Origin of the sequence: Bradyrhizobium sp. WSM2254 (assembly GCF_000472645.1) — a bacterium.
Classification (GTDB): domain Bacteria; phylum Pseudomonadota; class Alphaproteobacteria; order Rhizobiales; family Xanthobacteraceae; genus Bradyrhizobium; species Bradyrhizobium niftali.
Map to the genome: position 1 here is coordinate 39,762 of NZ_AXAB01000046.1, position 16,322 is coordinate 56,083.

The 16,322-nt window shown below is 66.6% G+C and carries 17 protein-coding genes; 9 read left to right on the forward strand and 8 right to left on the reverse strand.

Translation table 11 applies throughout. The features are described from left to right. Positions 1-98: 98 nt before the first annotated feature. The gene (locus A3M7_RS0129655; RefSeq protein WP_027547183.1) at positions 99-1,124 is read right to left on the reverse strand and encodes a nitronate monooxygenase family protein; all 1,026 of its coding nucleotides are present in this window, start codon (positions 1,122-1,124) and stop codon (positions 99-101) included. 96 nt (positions 1,125-1,220) lie between these two features. Here A3M7_RS0129655 and A3M7_RS0129660 point away from each other — a divergent pair, with 96 nt between their 5' ends. Beyond that, on the forward strand, positions 1,221-2,111 hold the full coding sequence (locus A3M7_RS0129660) for a LysR family transcriptional regulator (RefSeq protein ID WP_027547184.1): 891 nt from the start codon (positions 1,221-1,223) through the stop codon (positions 2,109-2,111). A gap of 208 nt (positions 2,112-2,319) precedes the next feature. Beyond that, the gene (locus A3M7_RS0129665) at positions 2,320-3,255 is read left to right on the forward strand and encodes a cyclase family protein (RefSeq protein ID WP_027547185.1); all 936 of its coding nucleotides are present in this window, start codon (positions 2,320-2,322) and stop codon (positions 3,253-3,255) included. 51 nt (positions 3,256-3,306) lie between these two features. Here the strand turns inward: A3M7_RS0129665 and A3M7_RS0129670 are convergent, their stop codons facing one another. Beyond that, the gene (locus tag A3M7_RS0129670) at positions 3,307-3,522 is read right to left on the reverse strand and encodes a hypothetical protein (RefSeq protein ID WP_027547186.1); all 216 of its coding nucleotides are present in this window, start codon (positions 3,520-3,522) and stop codon (positions 3,307-3,309) included. A gap of 47 nt (positions 3,523-3,569) precedes the next feature. Here A3M7_RS0129670 and ruvX point away from each other — a divergent pair, with 47 nt between their 5' ends. From ruvX to A3M7_RS0129685, 3 genes are read left to right on the forward strand one after another with little or no spacing between them, the layout of a single operon-like run. Further along, positions 3,570-4,049 (forward strand): Holliday junction resolvase RuvX, encoded by a 480-nt coding sequence (gene ruvX / locus A3M7_RS0129675; RefSeq protein WP_027547187.1) that lies wholly within the window; start codon positions 3,570-3,572, stop codon positions 4,047-4,049. Positions 4,050-4,065: 16 nt separating this feature from the next. Further along, positions 4,066-4,533, forward strand: a complete 468-nt coding sequence (locus A3M7_RS0129680; RefSeq protein ID WP_027547188.1) for a hypothetical protein — start codon at positions 4,066-4,068, stop codon at positions 4,531-4,533. A gap of 9 nt (positions 4,534-4,542) precedes the next feature. After that, positions 4,543-5,466 (forward strand): AEC family transporter, encoded by a 924-nt coding sequence (locus A3M7_RS0129685; RefSeq protein WP_027547189.1) that lies wholly within the window; start codon positions 4,543-4,545, stop codon positions 5,464-5,466. 18 nt (positions 5,467-5,484) lie between these two features. Here A3M7_RS0129685 and A3M7_RS0129690 read toward each other — a convergent pair whose 3' ends face one another. The 3 genes from A3M7_RS0129690 to A3M7_RS0129705 form a co-directional block, all read right to left on the reverse strand. After that, the gene (locus A3M7_RS0129690; protein WP_027547190.1) at positions 5,485-6,255 is read right to left on the reverse strand and encodes a CPBP family intramembrane glutamic endopeptidase; all 771 of its coding nucleotides are present in this window, start codon (positions 6,253-6,255) and stop codon (positions 5,485-5,487) included. A gap of 186 nt (positions 6,256-6,441) precedes the next feature. After that, a complete protein-coding gene (locus A3M7_RS0129700; protein ID WP_027547191.1) occupies positions 6,442-8,085 on the reverse strand; it encodes an acyl-CoA dehydrogenase family protein in 1,644 nt (547 codons plus the stop codon). Between the two features lie 20 nt (positions 8,086-8,105). Then, a complete protein-coding gene (locus A3M7_RS0129705; RefSeq protein ID WP_245284350.1) occupies positions 8,106-8,870 on the reverse strand; it encodes a M15 family metallopeptidase in 765 nt (254 codons plus the stop codon). Positions 8,871-9,060: 190 nt separating this feature from the next. On the opposite strand from A3M7_RS0129705, the gene A3M7_RS0129710 reads away from it, so the two are divergent. The 4 genes from A3M7_RS0129710 to A3M7_RS0129725 all read left to right on the forward strand — a co-directional run bounded on the left by A3M7_RS0129710 (position 9,061) and on the right by A3M7_RS0129725 (position 13,428). Beyond that, a complete protein-coding gene (locus A3M7_RS0129710) occupies positions 9,061-10,008 on the forward strand; it encodes an aspartate carbamoyltransferase catalytic subunit (RefSeq protein WP_027547193.1) in 948 nt (315 codons plus the stop codon). A gap of 5 nt (positions 10,009-10,013) precedes the next feature. Beyond that, positions 10,014-11,315: a dihydroorotase gene (locus A3M7_RS0129715; protein ID WP_027547194.1), complete on the forward strand. Its 1,302-nt coding sequence runs from the start codon at positions 10,014-10,016 to the stop codon at positions 11,313-11,315. 104 nt (positions 11,316-11,419) lie between these two features. Continuing rightward, on the forward strand, positions 11,420-12,016 hold the full coding sequence (plsY, locus tag A3M7_RS0129720; protein ID WP_027547195.1) for a glycerol-3-phosphate 1-O-acyltransferase PlsY: 597 nt from the start codon (positions 11,420-11,422) through the stop codon (positions 12,014-12,016). 212 nt (positions 12,017-12,228) lie between these two features. Continuing rightward, a complete protein-coding gene (locus A3M7_RS0129725) occupies positions 12,229-13,428 on the forward strand; it encodes a patatin-like phospholipase family protein (protein WP_027547196.1) in 1,200 nt (399 codons plus the stop codon). A gap of 9 nt (positions 13,429-13,437) precedes the next feature. Here A3M7_RS0129725 and A3M7_RS0129730 read toward each other — a convergent pair whose 3' ends face one another. The 3 genes from A3M7_RS0129730 to A3M7_RS0129740 form a co-directional block, all read right to left on the reverse strand. Then, positions 13,438-14,034: a cupin domain-containing protein gene (locus A3M7_RS0129730; RefSeq protein WP_027547197.1), complete on the reverse strand. Its 597-nt coding sequence runs from the start codon at positions 14,032-14,034 to the stop codon at positions 13,438-13,440. 43 nt (positions 14,035-14,077) lie between these two features. Further along, positions 14,078-14,935, reverse strand: a complete 858-nt coding sequence (locus A3M7_RS45085) for an AraC family transcriptional regulator (protein WP_049823752.1) — start codon at positions 14,933-14,935, stop codon at positions 14,078-14,080. 72 nt (positions 14,936-15,007) lie between these two features. Further along, positions 15,008-16,249: an amidase gene (locus A3M7_RS0129740; RefSeq protein ID WP_027547198.1), complete on the reverse strand. Its 1,242-nt coding sequence runs from the start codon at positions 16,247-16,249 to the stop codon at positions 15,008-15,010. Positions 16,250-16,322: the final 73 nt, after the last annotated feature.

Here is a 16,322-nt window from a genome sequence, read left to right on the forward strand (position 1 = left end):
GCCTCATGTTCGCTCTTCCCTCTCCCCTTGTGGGAGAGGGTGGATCGCCGCGCAGCGGCGAGACGGGTGAGGGGTTTGCATCCGCGGAGACAGACCCCTCATCCGGCGCGGATTGCATCCGCGCCACCTTCTCCCACAAGGGGAGAAGGAAAAGAAGAAACCGAATTGCGCCGGCCAGCAAGATGCTGCTCGGCTTCGGTCGCGATCCGCTCCACGATCTCGACCGCGGGTGGGATATCATGGATCAGGCCGACGGCCTCGCCCGCGATCACCGCGGCGATGTCGAAATTGCCGGCCGCCTTTGCCGCGGCATACTGCGCCGCGACCGTGGCGACATTCTGCATCAGCTCGACCTCGCGCCCGATCCAGCGCCTGGCGTGGTCGTTGACCAGGCACCGGCCGGTAAACGGCGCCGGCCAGACATTGTTGCGTGACAGGTCGAAGATGATGCCGCGCACGGTCGAGCCGCTGCTTGCCGCGCAAATTCGCCGCTTGGCCTCGTCGGCGCCGTCGGCCTCCTCGCTCGCATAGAAGCGCGTGCCGAGCAGCACGCCGCTCGCGCCCAGCATCATCATGGCGGCGAGACCGCGCCCGTCGGCGATGCCGCCGGCCGCCACCACGGGCACACGGCCCGCCGCGAGATCGACGATGGCAGGCACGAGATCGATGCTGGTGCGTGACGCGCCGTGACCGCCCGCCTCCGTGCCCTGCGCGACCAGGATATCGGCGCCGGCATCGAGCGCCTGCCGCGCCATTGCCTCGTCCTGCACCTGGCAGATCAGGCGCGCTCCCGCGGATCTGATCTTGGGTGCGAACGGCGCGGGATCGCCGAAGGACAGCATGATCGCGGATGGTCTGGCGGCGAGCGCGATGTCGAGCAGCTCGGGCCGCTTGGCGAGGCTCCAGGTGATGAAGCCGACACCGAACGGCGCGCGCAGGCCGGCGAGCAGAGCGGTCTCCCGCTCCAGCCAGATCCTCTCGCCGTAGCCGCCGCCCAGAATGCCGAAGCCTCCGGCGCGGCTGACGGCGGCCACCAGACGGCTGCCCGCGACGACATCCATCGGCGCCAGCAAGATGGGATGCCTGATCTCCAGCAGGCTCGTCAGCGGCGTCGCAATGGGCATGGCTCTCCCCGATCTGGACAGTGAGACTAAGCGCGACTAGCATTCTCGAAAAATGAATTGTTGCGAACGCTGCCATCACAAAAGCGAAACGACGCCATGGAACTCAGCGATATCCAGACCTTCGCCGCCGTCGCCCGTACCGGCGGCATCACCCGCGCTGCCGAGGAGCTCAACACGGTGCAGTCCAACGTCACCCAGCGCGTGAAGGCGCTGGAGGCGGAGATCGGCACGCCGCTGTTCGAACGCCACAGCCGCGGCATGACGCTGACCGGCGCCGGCAAACGCCTCCTGCCCTACGCGCAACGGATGGCCGCGCTATCGCGCGAGGCCGTGCTCGCCGCACGCGACGACGGCGAGCCGAAGGGACCGCTGGCGATCGGTTCGATGGAAACGACGGCCGCCGTGCGGCTGCCGCCGCTGCTCGCCGATTTCCACCGCCGCTTCCCGGCCGTGCGCCTCTCCTTGCGCACGGCGACGACGGCCGACCTCGTCGCTGGCGTGCTCGAAGGCACGCTCGACGGCGCCTTCGTCGCAGGTCCCATCGCGCATGCCGACCTCACCGCGACCAGCGCGTTCCGCGAAGAGCTGGTGCTGGTCAGCGCGCGGCGCTGGAGCTCGCTCGCGGAGCTGCGCGCCGGCACGCCGGAGTCCGGTCCGACGGCGCTGGTGTTCCGCACCGGCTGCACCTATCGCCAGCGGCTTGAGCAGATCTTCGTCGAGTTCGGCTGGCCGTCGGCCGCACGCTTCGAGCTCGGCACGCTCGACGGCATGATCGGCTGCGTCGCCGCCGACATGGGCGTGACGCTGCTGCCGCGCACGGTGGTCGAGCGCAGCGCGATGAACGGCAGCGTGTCGATCCACCCGCTGAGCACCTCGCACGCGCGCGTCGAGACGCTCTTCATCCAGCGCGGCGCCGGACATCAATACAGCGCGCTTCAAGGCTTTGCGGCCTGCCTGAAGACGGATGACGACGTCATCGCGGCCTGACGCAGGCGCGGGTGTTCCACGCCGCGAAATTCACTGTCACAAATCTGTCGTACTTGAATCGATCCAAGCGGCGCGCAGCTGATGCTGCGTTCAGCCGTCGCAGCACGGCACATCGAAAAGCTTTGAAGGCCGCGGATTTTCTACGTTAGGATGCGCGACTAGCCAGCGCAAAAACCATAACGAAGCCAAAACATCGGGAGGACTATCGATGCGCAATACGCTCGTGTTGTGCTGTGTCGCTGCGTTGTCGGCGACGATCGAAACAGCAAGCGCCCAGGACTGGACCAAATCGAAATGGGGGCCGAACGACGAGATCGGCGCCGCCAACTACATGACGCCCGAACTCGTGGTGAAAGCGGCATCGCTGGTGAAGACCGGCAAGACCTACGCACTCGGCATTCCCGTCACGTCCAGCACGCCGGCCTATCCGCCACGCACCTTCAAGATCACCGTGGTGCAGCCGGGACAGGCCGGCAGCCCGGGTCTCGGTCCCAACAAGGCCACCTACAATGACGACATCCTCGACACCTGGGTTGGCATCGGCAGCCAGCTCGACGGGCTCGGCCATCTCGGCGTCGAGCACGTCTATTACAACGGCAACAAGCTCGCCGATTTCGCCGATCCGAACGGGCTGAAGAAGCTCGGCATCGAGAAAGTGCCGCCGATGGTCACCCGCGGCGTGCTGCTCGACATGGCCGCCTATTTCAAAACCGACGTGGTGAAGGAAGGCACCGCCTTCAACGTCAAGGAGATCGAGGAAGCCGCCAAGCAGCAGAACGTCGAGATCCGCCAGGGCGACGTCGTGCTGTTCCACACCGGCTGGCTCAGCCTGATCGGCAAGGACGACAAGCGCTACTCGGCCGGCGAGCCGGGTCTCGGCGTCGAAGGCGCGAAGTACCTCACCGGCAAGGGCGTCGTCGCGATCGGCGCCGACACCTGGGCGCTCGAGGTGCTGCCGTTCGAGTCCAAGAACGTGTTCGAGGTGCACCAGATCCTGCTCGCCATGAACGGGACCTACATCCTCGAGAACATGGACACCGCCGCGCTCGCTCGCGACAAGGGCTATGAATTCCTGTTCGTGCTCGGACAGCCGCGCTGGACCGGCGGCGTGCAGGCGATGATCAACCCGATCGCGATCCGCTGACCTGAGACCCGGGCGAGGAACTTGCGGCAGGTCCCTCGCCCGCCCCTTCCGTCAGCGCGGCCTCAGATGCCACCGCCGCAATGCAACCACGGCCCAGATCGCCTCGACGAGACCGAACGGCCAGGCGCCCTGCAGGAAGCCGTAGGCGGAGCCCAGCGCACAGGACATCGCGAATAGCAGCACGAACCGGTGGCTGCGATCCTCCAGGGCATAGCAGACCAGCATCGCCGTCACGGCAAACAGGCCGAATAGTGTCAGTGCATCCATTGTTACCGGTTCACCCCGCAGCGCGACGCGTGTTATGCGCTAACGCCATGCCCGCTCTTATCCTGCCCCTCGTCGACGCTGCAACCCACTGGCCCGAACGCGGAGGGCTGATCGGCCTCGACCTCGGCACCAAGACCATTGGTGTTGCCGTGTCCAATCCGGACCGGCGGCTGGCGACCGGCGTCGAGACCATTCAGCGCAAGCAATTCAAGCAGGACGCGGCGCGGCTCCTGGCGATTGCGACCGAGCGCAAGGTGGTCGGCTTCGTGCTCGGCCTGCCCATCAACATGGACGGCAGCGAGGGCCCGCGCGCGCAATCGACCCGTGCCTTCGCTCGCAACCTCGCCAATCTCACCACGCTCCCCATCGGCCTCTGGGACGAGCGGCTATCGACCGCGGCGGTCGAACGCGAATTGATCGGCATGGATGTCAGCCGGGCCAAGCGCGCCGAAGTGATCGACGAGCACGCCGCGATCTTCATCCTGCAAGGCGCGCTCGACCGGCTCGCCAATTTGCGTTCAACCTGACCCCGGAAGCGGCAAGATGGCATCGCCGGCGAGCCTAGGGATTTCGACCGTCGCGGCCGTCGGCGCTTTGCTCCTTGTCCTCGCCGCGCCGCGCTCCCTTGCCGCCGACGACCATGCCATGTCGGAGCTCAAGGGCACGTGGTCCGGGACGTTCAATCAGTATTCGCATGACATCAACGGCAGCTTCCCGGTCAAGCTGACCATCGAAGCCATCTCCGGAACCGAATTCACGGGCACCATGGACTGGCCGACCTTCGACAATACCCGGACAAGGGTGAAGGGAATGGTCGACGGCACGCTGATCAAATGGACCGAGACAGAATATCTGAGAGGCGACGACGCCGTCCTCGGCGGACTTTACGTCGCGCATTTCAAGGCGGACGACGAGATCGGCGGCGACTGGATGGACCCGAAGCACACCATCACGCCAAAGGGCCCCCGCTACGGGACGCGAGGAGCCGACTTCGTTCTGAAAAAGGAATAGGCGCCCGCCATGGCCGTCGTGATCGCGGCGCTGCTGCCGGTCTTCATCCTCATCGTGCTCGGCGTCGTGCTCCGGCACAGCCTGATGCGGCTGGATACGCAATGGCACGGGCTGGAGCGGCTGACCTATTTCGTGCTGTTTCCGATGCTGCTGATCCAGACGCTGGTGAAGGCCGACCTTTCCAAGGTGCCGGTCGCCGGCGTCGGCGGCGCGCTGCTGCTGTCGGCGCTGGCGATGTCGCTGCTCTGCCTCGCACTGCGCCCCGCGCTGGCGCGGCTCGACATCGACGGCCCCGCCTTCACCTCGATCTTCCAGGGCGCGACGCGCTGGCAGACCTATGTGGCGCTCTCCGTCTCCGCCAACATGTTCGGCGATGTCGGGCTGGCGCTGGCATCCGTCGCGATGGTCGCGATCATCCCGCTGGTCAACGTGTTCAGCGTCGCCGTGCTCGCCCATTATGCCGCGCCGGAAAAACAGTCCGCACGCGCGATCGTGACGACGGTGATCCGCAATCCTCTGATATGGGCCTGCGCGATCGGCCTCCTCGTCAATCTCATGCACCTGCCGCTGCCGAACATCTGGCATGAAGTTGCGGACGCGCTGAGCCGGTCATCCCTGGCGATCGGCCTGCTCGTCACCGGTGCGGGCCTGCATCTGAAGGGCCTCCTGCGTCCCAGCCTGAGTGCGACGATCGGCGTCGCCTTCAAGCTGGTCCTGATGCCTGTGCTGGCGCTGGCACTTGCGGCCTGGTTCGGGCTGTCGGGCAACAGTCTGGCAATCGTCGCGATCTGTGCGGCGGTGCCGACCTCCCCCAGCGCCTATGTGCTGGCCCGCCAGATGGGCGGCGATGCGCCGCTACTGGCGCAGATCATCACACTGCAGACCATCCTGGCGGCGGTCACGATGCCGATCGCGATCGCGCTGGTGGCCTGAGGCGGGCCTGGCGGCGGTTCAGCCCCCCAGCCACATCGTCAGCACCACCGCAGTCATGTTGTTCAGCGCGTGCAGCACGATCGTGAGCCAGAGCGAGTTGGCGCGATGGCGCATGTAGCCGAACCACAGGCCGATGGTGAAGACCTCGGCGAGGAAGTACATGTCGTACTGAAGATGCACGACCGTCCACACCAGCGACGACAGGATGATCGCGCCGGGCACGCGCAGGAAGCTCGCCAACCAGCCGCGATAGAGGAAGCCGCGTGCCAGCACCTCTTCCGACATCGGCGCCGCCACGCTGAAGGCGAACAGCAGCAGGATGGCCGCGCCCTTGTCGCGGCCCGATTGCAACAGATCGGTCATGAAGCCCGGTGTCGCCTCGCGGCCGAGGCTCCGCGACATCGTCTCCCAGGCCAGCACGACCAGGATAAGCCCGACCACGCCGAACAGAAGCTGCTTCCAGGACGGCCAATGCAGCGCGAGATAGTCGACGAAGGAGGCCTTCTTGATGCGGATGGCGAGCCATACCGCCGCCAGCGTCGCCGGCAGGCCCACAATGACCGACAGCGCGAGCGCTGCCGGCTCGCGGCCGACCGACTGGATCGAGGCCATGTCGATCGGAAGGCCGCGCAGCGCGGCCAGCAGCAGGATCGCCCCGACCTGGCCGACGAACATCGCGACGAAGATGAGAAGGCCCCACAGCGCCGTACCGAAGAACTTCCAGACGCGCGGCGCGGGATCCGCGGGCGTCATGATCAGTGGCGGATGCTCGGGATTGAGGGAGTCCATCAGGGGGCTTTCGTCAGGGGCGGCGAAACATCGGAGGGTCGTCATGCCCGGGCTTGTCCCGCCTGCGAGGCCGAAGCCGCTTCGGCGCGGCGAAGGCCCGGGCATCCACGTTCTTCATGCCGCGCAGCAAGACGTGGATGGCCGGGTCAAGCCCGGCCATGACGGAATGGAGAGAGCTCGTCCCTTTCAAGGCAGCGCCCTCTCCAGTAGCGCGCGCACGTCACCGCTCTCAAGCTCCACCGCGCCGTACATGCTGGCGTGGGTGGTGGCGAGGCGCGTGGCCGCGAACAGTTCGGCATGGCGCGGCGACACGCCGTTGAGCGCCGCGGCCGCCGCAAGCAGTGCCAGCTTCTCGACCGCGAGCCGCGCGACGCGCTCGCCGTCGGCGCGGCGGAAGGTCTTGCCGATAAACGCCGCCGCCTCGCCTGTCCCCGGCAGAGCTTTGGTCTCGGCGGCAAGCGATTGCAGCACCGCCGTCGCCGCCTCCGGCTCGCGCGAGAGCGCGCGCAGCACGTCGAGGCACATCACGTTGCCCGAGCCTTCCCAGATCGCGTTGACCGGCGACTCCCGGTAGTGGCGCGCCAGAATGCCGTCCTCGACATAGCCGTTGCCGCCCAGGCATTCCATCGCCTCGTAGAGGAAAGCGGGCGCGCTCTTGCAGGTCCAGTATTTGATCGCGGGCGTGAGCAGCCGCATATAGGCGGCCTCCGCCGCATCGTGCGGGGTGCGATCGAAGGCGCGGCAGAGCCGCATCACCAGGGCGACGCTGGCCTCCACATGCAGCGCCATGTCCGACAGCACCGCCTGCATCAAGGGCTGATCGGCCAGATGCTTCTGGAACACGCTGCGGTGACGCGCATGATGCAGCGCATGCGCGAGCCCCGAGCGCATCAGGCCGGTGGAGGCAATCGCGCAATCCTGCCGCGTCAGCTGCACCATCTGGATGATGGTGCGGATGCCCTTGCCCGCCTCGCCGACCGCTTGCGCATAAGCGCCGACGAACTCGACCTCGGAGGACGCATTGGAGCGATTGCCGAGCTTGTCCTTCAGCCGCTGGAACTGGATCGCATTGACGGACCCGTCGGGCGCAAAACGCGGCATGAAGAAGCAGGTCAGCCCCTCATCGGCCTGCGCCAGCACCAGGAACGCATCGCACATCGGCGCCGACATGAACCATTTGTGGCCGGTGATGCGATAGGCGTCGCCGTCACGCACCGCGCGCGTCATGTTGGCGCGCACGTCGGTGCCGCCCTGCTTCTCGGTCATGCCCATGCCGAGCGTCATGCCGCGCTTGTCCCACCACGGCGCGAATGTCGGATCGTAGCTCTTGGTCGCCAGCACCGGCATCACGCGCGCGAGCAGATCAGGCTGCATCGCCAGCGCGGCGACGGAAGCGCGCGTCATCGTGATGGGACAGAGATGCCCGGTCTCGACTTGCGAGGCGATGTAGAATTTTGCGGCGCGAATGACCTCGGCGGCATCACCCGCCGGCTTCCCCTCCGCCGTCCAGGTCGAATTGTGCACGCCCGCATGCGCGCTATGCGCCATCAGCTCGTGATAGGCAGGATGAAACTCGACCTGGTCGCGGCGATTGCCCTTGGCGTCGAAGCTGCGCAGTTTGGGCTTGTTCTCATTCGCCACGCGCCCGCGATCGGCCATCGCGGCCGAGCCCCAGTGCTTGCCGAACTCGGACAGCTCCCGCTCCGCCGTAGCGCCGCCATTGGCCTTGACCGCCTCGACCAGCGGCCGGTCCACGGCGAACAGATCGACATCCTCGAACGGCGGCGATTGGTTGAAAACCTCGTGAGTTGCGAAGCTGGGCTGGGTCATCTTGCTTCCCCGGCGCGGAATCAGTTCCGCCGCGGCTGGATCGGGAAATCATAGGCCGCCCCGCCTGCGCCCGGCAGGGAAAAATGCCACCACTCCTTCGAATAGTTCACAAAGCCTTGCTTGGCCATCGCAGCCACCAGCCGCTTGCGCCAGGCGCGCTGGTCCGGTGTGATCGACGGTGCTGCGGTATGGCCCTTCGCGTCCGTACAGTCGTAGCCGGTGCCCATGTCCACGCTGCCCTCCGGCGGCCGCGCCTCAACCGGCGCGGTGCAGTCGGCATAGGTTTTCGACGGATCATATTTGCCGGCGTTGTCGGCTTTGAGATCGACCAAGGTGAGATCGAGCGCCGCGCCCGTCGAATGCTGCGAGCGGCTTGCGATGTAGCCGAGGCGAAACAGCTCGGTCTTGGGAATCCTGGGATTGTAGCGCCGCTCGGCGGCCGTCTCACGGCCGTTCTGCGACCACGCGACCATGTCGAGCGAGGCCCGCGCCGGCCGGTAGCAGTCGAACATCTTGAGCGACAGGTTTTGTGCGGCGAGGTCCTGCTGGACCGCCTTCAACCGCAGCCCCACCTCCCGCTTCACCACGCACTCGCCGGCGCCGTAGCCGGCGAGCGGACGGCCGACGAAATTGTTGGACGTGGCGTAGCGGATGTCCTGGATGATGGCCGGATCGATGTCGCGCAGATAGACGAAGCCGCCGGGGAGCGATTGGGCGTGGGCATCGCCAACAAATGCGACGACCAAGAGCGCTGTCAGAGTTGTCTTCAACAAAAGCCTCCACATCGTCATGGCCGGGCTTGTCCCGGCCATCCACGCCCTATTTGCGTCAAATGCGATAGAAGAACGTGGATGCCCGGGACAAGCCCGGGCATGACGGAGAGGATGAGCCCGCACCGACAGATCAGGGGATAACTCCCCGCCCCGGCATTGGCCCTTGCCCCCCCAGCCATCCCCGCCTATAGCTCTCGTTTTAATGACATCGAAATCGACCTTCGTCCTCGGCCACCGGCATTTGCTGGGCATCGAGGGCCTTTCCGCGGCCGACATCACCGGCCTGCTCGACCTGTCCGAAGAATATGTCGAGCTCAACCGCCAGGTTGACAAGAAGCGCACCGTCCTGCGTGGACGGACGCAGGTGAACCTCTTCTTCGAGGCCTCCACCCGGACCCAATCCTCGTTCGAGCTCGCCGGCAAACGGCTTGGCGCCGACGTCATGAACATGTCGGTGTCTTCCTCGTCCATCAAGAAGGGCGAGACGCTGGTCGACACCGCGATGACGCTCAACGCCATGCACCCGGATATCCTGGTGGTTCGGCATCACGCCTCAGGCGCGGTGGAACTGCTGGCCCGCAAGGTTGACGGTTCCGTGATCAACGCCGGTGACGGCGCGCACGAGCATCCGACCCAGGCGCTGCTCGACGCCCTGACCATCCGTCGCAACAAGGGCCGGATCGAGGGCCTCGTGGTCGCGATCTGCGGCGACGTGCTGCATTCGCGTGTGGCCCGCTCCAACATCATCCTGCTCAACACCATGGGCGCCCGCGTCCGCGTCGTCGGCCCTTCCACGCTGCTGCCGACCGGCATCGAGCGGATGGGCGTCGAGGTTGCGCGCGACATGCGCGAGGGACTCAACGGCGCCGATATCGTCATGATGCTGCGGCTCCAGCGCGAGCGCATGAACGGCTCCTTCGTGCCGTCGACCTCCGAATATTTCAACTATTTCGGGCTGGACCAGAAAAAGCTTGGCTATGCCAAGCCGGACGCTCTCGTCATGCATCCCGGCCCGATGAACCGCGGCGTCGAGATCGACACCGCGGTCGCCGACGGCGCGCAATCGCTGATCCGCGAACAGGTCGAGATGGGCGTGGCGGTGCGGATGGCCGTGCTCGAAGCGCTCGCCCGCAACTTGCCGAACGCGTGATGCTCATGCTGACTGACCGCCGTCCCATCCTGCTCGCCAACGCCCGCGTCGTCGATCCCAGCAGGGATTTCGACGGCCCCGGCGATGTCCTGATTGCCGACGGCATCATCCGCGAGACCCGCCGCGGCATCGGCGCCGCCGGCGTCCCCGAGGGCACCGATGTCGTCAACTGCGCCGGCAAGATCGTGGCCCCGGGCCTGATCGACATGAAAGCTTTCGTCGGCGAGCCCGGCTTCAGCCATCGCGAGACCTTTGCCTCCGCGAGCCAGGCGGCCGCGACCGGCGGCATCACCACCATCATCTGCCAGCCCGATACGGAGCCCGTTATCGACAATTCGGCGACGGTGGACTTCGTGATGCGCCGCGCCCGCGACACCGCGATCGTCAACATCCAGCCGATGGCGGCGCTGACCAAGGGTATGCGCGGCGAGGAGATGACCGAGTTCGGCCTGCTCAAGGCCGCCGGCGCCATCGCCTTCAGCGACGGCGACCGAAGCGTCACCAACGCCCAGGTGATGCGCCGGGCCCTGACCTACGCGCGCGATTTCGACGCGCTGATCGTGCATCACGCCGAAGACCCCGATCTCGTCGGCGAAGGCGTCATGAACGAGGGCGAGTTCGCCTCGCGGCTCGGCCTGATGGGCATTCCGAACGCAGCGGAAGCCGTGATGCTGGAACGCGACATGCGCCTCGTCGCGCTGACCGGCGGCCGCTATCACGCCGCCTCGCTGTCCTGCATCGACTCGCTCGACGTCCTGAAGCGCGCCCGCGACGCCGGGCTCGCCGTCAGCGCCTCGGTCTCGATCAATCATCTTGCGCTCAACGAGAACGATATCGGGCCCTACCGGTCGTTCCTGAAGCTGTCGCCGCCGCTGCGCACCGAGGACGACCGCCGCGCACTGGTCGCAGCCGTCGCCTCCGGCCTCATCGACGTCATCATGTCCGACCACAATCCGCAGGACGTCGAGGTCAAGCGCCTGCCATTCGCGGAAGCCGCTCCCGGCGCCGTCGGGCTCGAGACCATGCTGCCCGCCGGCCTGCGTCTGATGCACAATGGCGAGCTGGACCTGAAGACGCTGATCCGGGCGATGTCGACCCGGCCGGCCGAAATTCTGGGCCTGCCCGGTGGAACCCTGCGCGCAGGTAGCCCGGCGGATGTGATCGTGATCGACCCCGACGTCCCCTGGGTGGTCGATCCCGCCGAGCTCAAATCGCCCTGCAAGAACACCCCGTTCGACGAGGCCCGCTTTACAGGCCGCGTGGTGCGCACCATTGTCGGCGGACGGACGGTCTACGAGCATGTCTAGGGTGACGGTATTGGGTGTCGCCCTGCACCGCGGCAGCGGATCGGGACAGGATCATGCGTGGCGTCGCAGTTCAGCATGGAGATGCGGCCAAAGGATTTGCAGCCATGGGTCTTGAAGCATTTTTGCCGGTGGCGCTCCTCATCGGCTACCTCCTCGGCTCGATTCCGTTCGGGCTGATCCTGACCAGGCTCGCCGGCACGCAAGATATCCGCTCGATCGGCTCCGGCAGCATCGGCGCCACCAATGTGCTGCGCACGGGACGCAAGAGCCTTGCTGCGGGCACCCTCTTGCTCGATGCGTTGAAGGGCACCGTGGCAGTCGTGATCGCCGGCTCCATCGCCGGCCCCAATGCCGCGATGGTGGCGGGCCTCGGCGCCTTCCTCGGCCATCTCTTCCCGGTCTGGCTCAAGTTCAAGGGCGGAAAGGGTGTCGCCGTCTATATCGGCATCCTGCTCGGCCTGTTCTGGCCGGCCGCGGTGGTGTTCTGCCTGCTCTGGTTGGCTACCGCCTTCACCACGCGTTATTCGTCGCTCTCGGCGCTGGTGGCATCCTTCATCACGCCAATTTTCCTGTGGTGGTTCGGCCACCTCGCATTGTCTGCGCTGTTCGCCGTGCTGACGCTGCTGCTGTTCTACGCGCATCGCGAGAACATCAAGCGGCTGCAATCGGGCAAGGAAAGCCGCATCGGCGAGAAGGCCTAGAGCGTTTTCGAGCGAAGTGGATACCCGTTCGCGTCAAGAAAACGCGTCAAAACAAAATCTGACGCCGGGAAAAAGTACGGATACCGCCCCGCTCCTTCCGCATTATGCGCCAAATCCTGTTCGCAACTCAAAAGCCAGTCGTGGCCAGAGTGGCGAACGAGTTCCATGCCTGTCATCCTGACAGCGCAAAAGGCGTTACGCGGTTGCTCAGAATGAGCGAGAAGATGGTCGGCGCGCATATCGACGGTGGTTCGCAAGCTGCGCCACGCACTGCGGCGAGCCGACTGCTGTCCATGACGGACATCTGGTCCGATGCGCCCTCGCCGCCACCGGCTCCAGAGCCCGCCGCCGTCCCATCGCCAGCGCCGCCGCCCGCGTCCGTTGCGCAAACGCCGCAGCGCGTCGAGACCGCGACCGTCGCCGCGCCTGTCGCGCGCGAGGTCCCTTCAAGACAATGGCCACCGCGAAAACTTTCGCTGGCGCTGCAGGGCGGCGGCAGCTTTGCCGCCTTCACCTGGGGCGTGCTGGAGCGGCTCTTGGAAGAGCCTGATATCGAGATCGACACGATCAGCGGCGCCAGCGCCGGCGCCGTCAATGCACTGCTGCTCGCCTGCGGCCTCGCCGAGGGCGGCCGTGAAGCTGCACGCTCGCGGCTGAACCGGTTCTGGGTCCGCCTGATGCACGAGGCCTCGTTCCGCTCGCTGATGCTGGTCGGCGGCTTTTCGCCGACGGGAAGCTCGGTCGCGTTCGGGCCGACGCTGCGCTCGGGCCAGTTCGATCCGTTCGATCTCGATCCGCTGCGGCAGGCGCTGTCGCGCGACATCGATTTCGCGGCGCTGCGCGCGGCGAGGTCGCCAAAGCTCCTGATCGCGGCGACGCGGATCCGCGACGGGCAGCAGCAGATCTTTCGCAATGAGGCCATCACGACCGACGTCGCGCTGGCCTCGACCTGTCCGCCCCTGGTCCACTGCGCCGTCGAGATCGACGGCGAGGCCTATTGGGACGGCGGCTTCGGCGGCAATCCGCCACTGCTGAAGCTGGCGCAGGAGACGGCGGCGACCGACGTGCTGCTGGTCCAGCTCACCCCGTCCCGCGACAGCTACGTGCCGATCACGCTCGCCGCCATCGACCGCCGGCTCGACCAGATCACCGCCAACGCCGTGCTCAATGCCGAGGTCGCGGCGATCGCATGGGCGCAATCGCACGCCGCAACCTCGCTGCGGCTCTCCAGGATCGCGGCGGAAGACTCGATTGAAGGCCTGGCGCAGCGCAGCTCAGCCGATCTCGGCCGCGGCTTCATCCGCCTGCTGCACCGGAGCGGCCGCGAAGCCGCTGGGCGCTGGCTCGGGCAAGGCGCGACAGGCGCCGAGGCCCAGCGCGCCCTGCCCGCTATCGAGCCAGCACTGTCCTGAGCTTTCAACTCAGGCCGCGACGCCGGCCCGTGCAAGCGTCTCGCTCAGCGGCTCGATCGCCATCCGGTAGCCGGCGAGCCGCGCCACCGGAGCAAGGAGAGCGAACAGCAGCTTCTGAAGCCAGATCGGCACGCCGGCGAGATAGAGATGATCGCGATAGGTGTGCAGCACCAACGCGATCAGAAGAAAGTTCGCCTCGCCGGCACTCGAAAACCACGCGGGCTGCTTGACCGTGAGCGTGGCGAAATTGGCGAAGAAGCGCAGATGCTGCTGCGCCGGGACGAAGGAGATCTCGAGATCGGCATTGCTCTCGCCGACATTGGCAAAATAATGCGGCCGGCCGCGGGGCACGATCGCGGTGCCGCCGGCATCGACCAGTTGCTCGCGCCCGTCGACGACGACCTTGATGCGCCCGCTCTTGACCGCAAAGTGTTCGTCCGCGCCGGGATGAACGTGCACCAGCGCATTGCCGCCGCCCGAGCCGCCTTTTTCGAGGATCACCCCGAAGCGCCCGACGCCGGGATTGTCGAGCGGTCCTGAGAAGACAAAAGTCTCCTTGTTGAAGGCATTGCGCAGCCGCGTGCCGCGGGCGATCTCGGTCAGCATGTTTGCTTCTCCTTGCAATCCAGGGAGATGCGCTGGTAGCGGCCTAGGCGACGAAGGTATTGTAAAAATCCGACGCCGCGAGCTCGGCGTTCCAGGCCCTTACGTTGGCGATCGACGACTGACGGCAGAACGCCTCCGGCGAAGCGTACGCGAGCGTGCGGAAATCGCGGATCAGATGCGCCTGGTCGGTAAAACCGGTCGCGTGCGCGACATCGGCCCAGTCGGAACCAGCCCGGCGCGCGGCAATCGCCCGCTGCATCCGCTCGATCCGCGCAAACTGCTTTGCGCTTGCACCGGTCTCGGCCTTGAAGCGCCGCTGCAGGCTACGCTCGCCGATGTCGAGATCGCCGGCAAGCCTGCGCATGGAGATCGCCGGATCCCGCCTGATCGCGCGCATCGCCTGCGCGACCAGCGGATCGAGACGGCCGGGCCCTGTCCTCGTCCGGAGGAAGTCTCGCATGCAGGTCACGCGCGCGGCCGCGCTGCCGGCCTCCGCGAGCTGTTCTTCGAGCAGCGCGGCAGCGCCATCGCCAAAAATGTCCGACAGATCGATGCTGGCATCGAGCAGATCGGCAGGCTTCACGCCGAGCACGCGGTCGGCCGCGTCGGCCTTGAGCCGCACCGACACGACGCCGAGCGAACCGCTCGGCTTCAGCACTGCTGCGCGGGTATGCATGCCGTTGATGGTGCGCTTGTAGACGCCGCGTTGCGAGGCCATCGGCGCGCGATAGTGCACGATCAGGACTGGCGACGGCGTCGGCAGAACCTTGATGGTCCGTGCGCAGGCGGCTGCGGCATCGTCGAGATCGGCATCCCAGAGGGACTCGACGATGTCGCCGAGTCCCTCGCCCGCGCCGAAAAATTGCGAGCTGCGTGGGGTCTGTTTGTCTGGGAGAGCCATGAGTTCAGTTGGTCGGCTCAGCCCGGGCGCGGTTGCATCCTTCGCGCTCAAATAAAGTTGAGGTGCCCCGCGTCAGGCCCGCGCCAGCGCATCCTCCAGGAACCACGCCGTCGCGAGCGCGCCCGGATCGTTGCCGAAGCGCGCGATCACCTGCACGCCGATTGGCAGGCCATTAACCTTCAGCACCGGCACGTTGACGCAAGGATTGCCCATCAGCGTCCAGAGCCTGTTGTACCGGGGGTCGCCGGTGCTCGCGAGCTCCTTGGCCGGCGCCGTGCCGGGCGCCGAATAGGTCAGGAGCACGTCGAAACCTTCGAACAGCTCGCCGAGCTCGCGGCGACCGCGGCGGCTGATCCGGCGCGCCTCGTCATAATCCTTCGGCGTCAGGCCGACCGTCGCATCGAGACTGGCGCGCAGCATCGGCGCGATCTCGTCGTGATGCTCGGAAAACTCCCAGGCGAGGGCGCGATGCGCCTCAAAGTCCTGGACGATCGGATGGATGCGCCAGGCCTCCTGCACCGCTTCGGGCAGGTCGATGATCTGCACGCTGGCGCCGGCGCGCTCGGCCGCCTTGATCGCGGCTTGCAGGCCCTCTTCAGCGGCCGGCTCGACAGCGCCTGCGAACTCCTGCCTGACCACGCCGATGCGCGGTGCCTTGGCCGGGACGATGCCGGAGAATTCGCTGCGGCCGGTCATCGCCAGCAGTCCGCGCGCGAGATCCTCCGCGCGCGCGCCGAACAGGCCGACCGTGTCGAGCGCCCACGAATAGCACTTCACGCCGACCGTCGGCAGCATCCGGAACGACGGCTTGATCGCGGCCGTCCCGCAATAGGCGGCGGGCCGGATCACCGAGCCGCCGGTCTGGGTGCCCAGCGCCAGCGGGATCATGCCGGCGCCAACCGCCGCCGCCGAGCCCGAGGACGAGCCGCCGGGCGTATGGCCAAGATTGTGCGGATTGAGCGTCGGCGTCGGATCGCGCGAGGCGAACGCCGTGGTCGTGGTCTTGCCGATGATGGTGGCGCCCGCCCGCTTCAGCATCATCACGACCGGCGCGTCCGAACGCGGCTGCCAGCCGCGATAGATCTGCGAGCCCATCTCGGTCGGCATATTGGCGGTGTCGATGATGTCCTTGATGCCGACGGCGATGCCGCGCAACGGGCCGGAGGCTTGCGCTCTTGCCGATTTGTCGTGGCGGACGAAGGCATGGACCTCCTTCTCCCGCGCCTCGATCGCCGCGTGCGATTGGGCGATGGCGGCATCGGGCGAAAGCTCGCCCGCTTCAATGCGGCGCTGGAGGTCGGCGAGTGAGATCATGGCAATACCCTTCTTATTGGTATCGCTTTTAGCATCGGGGCAAAGTCGCGCAAACGCATGTAGACGCGGTCGA

What these genes read in the sequence shown, in the direction of transcription:
- A3M7_RS0129685 (WP_027547189.1), top strand. Translation starts at nt 4,543, where the DNA reads ATGGCCGTCGTGATCGCGGCGCTGCTGCCGGTCTTCATCCTCATCGTG.
- A3M7_RS0129710 (WP_027547193.1), top strand. Translation starts at nt 9,061, where the DNA reads ATGACATCGAAATCGACCTTCGTCCTCGGCCACCGGCATTTGCTGGGC.
- A3M7_RS45085 (WP_049823752.1), bottom strand. Translation starts at nt 14,935, where the DNA reads ATGGCTCTCCCAGACAAACAGACCCCACGCAGCTCGCAATTTTTCGGC.
- A3M7_RS0129725 (WP_027547196.1), top strand. Translation starts at nt 12,229, where the DNA reads ATGAGCGAGAAGATGGTCGGCGCGCATATCGACGGTGGTTCGCAAGCT.
- A3M7_RS0129680 (WP_027547188.1), top strand. Translation starts at nt 4,066, where the DNA reads ATGGCATCGCCGGCGAGCCTAGGGATTTCGACCGTCGCGGCCGTCGGC.
- A3M7_RS0129705 (WP_245284350.1), bottom strand. Translation starts at nt 8,870, where the DNA reads ATGTGGAGGCTTTTGTTGAAGACAACTCTGACAGCGCTCTTGGTCGTC.
- A3M7_RS0129690 (WP_027547190.1), bottom strand. Translation starts at nt 6,255, where the DNA reads ATGGACTCCCTCAATCCCGAGCATCCGCCACTGATCATGACGCCCGCG.
- A3M7_RS0129665 (WP_027547185.1), top strand. Translation starts at nt 2,320, where the DNA reads ATGCGCAATACGCTCGTGTTGTGCTGTGTCGCTGCGTTGTCGGCGACG.
- A3M7_RS0129700 (WP_027547191.1), bottom strand. Translation starts at nt 8,085, where the DNA reads ATGACCCAGCCCAGCTTCGCAACTCACGAGGTTTTCAACCAATCGCCG.
- A3M7_RS0129740 (WP_027547198.1), bottom strand. Translation starts at nt 16,249, where the DNA reads ATGATCTCACTCGCCGACCTCCAGCGCCGCATTGAAGCGGGCGAGCTT.
- plsY (WP_027547195.1), top strand. Translation starts at nt 11,420, where the DNA reads ATGGGTCTTGAAGCATTTTTGCCGGTGGCGCTCCTCATCGGCTACCTC.
- A3M7_RS0129715 (WP_027547194.1), top strand. Translation starts at nt 10,014, where the DNA reads ATGCTGACTGACCGCCGTCCCATCCTGCTCGCCAACGCCCGCGTCGTC.
- ruvX (WP_027547187.1), top strand. Translation starts at nt 3,570, where the DNA reads ATGCCCGCTCTTATCCTGCCCCTCGTCGACGCTGCAACCCACTGGCCC.
- A3M7_RS0129655 (WP_027547183.1), bottom strand. Translation starts at nt 1,124, where the DNA reads ATGCCCATTGCGACGCCGCTGACGAGCCTGCTGGAGATCAGGCATCCC.
- A3M7_RS0129670 (WP_027547186.1), bottom strand. Translation starts at nt 3,522, where the DNA reads ATGGATGCACTGACACTATTCGGCCTGTTTGCCGTGACGGCGATGCTG.
- A3M7_RS0129730 (WP_027547197.1), bottom strand. Translation starts at nt 14,034, where the DNA reads ATGCTGACCGAGATCGCCCGCGGCACGCGGCTGCGCAATGCCTTCAAC.
- A3M7_RS0129660 (WP_027547184.1), top strand. Translation starts at nt 1,221, where the DNA reads ATGGAACTCAGCGATATCCAGACCTTCGCCGCCGTCGCCCGTACCGGC.